At 41.6% G+C, this 269-nt stretch carries 1 pseudogene; it reads left to right on the top strand.

What is annotated here, in order from left to right:
- Positions 1 to 269, top strand: a pseudogene (locus tag C1G53_RS12960) (TrkH family potassium uptake protein); the annotation flags it as partial.

The raw sequence follows: 269 nt of genomic DNA on the forward strand, positions 1-269 counted from the left end.
TCCAAATTGGTGGTTTGAGCTTGATAGGATTTATTGGTCTCTTCGCTCTACGCGGTGGTCGTAAAATGAATTTCATCAATATGGCGACCTTACAAGAGGCTCTAAACCGATCTGACACAAAATATTTTCGTAACTTCCTCAAATCAGCTTTTGGTTTTACCTTGGCGGTCGAAGCCTTTGGAGCCCTCTTACTGTCCTTTCATTTTGTACCTGAATTTGGATGGGCGAGAGGTTTATTTACCTCGATTTTCGTAGCTATATCAGCCTTT

It is taken from the genome of Streptococcus suis, from assembly GCF_002960445.1.
Lineage (GTDB): Bacteria > Bacillota > Bacilli > Lactobacillales > Streptococcaceae > Streptococcus > Streptococcus hyiners.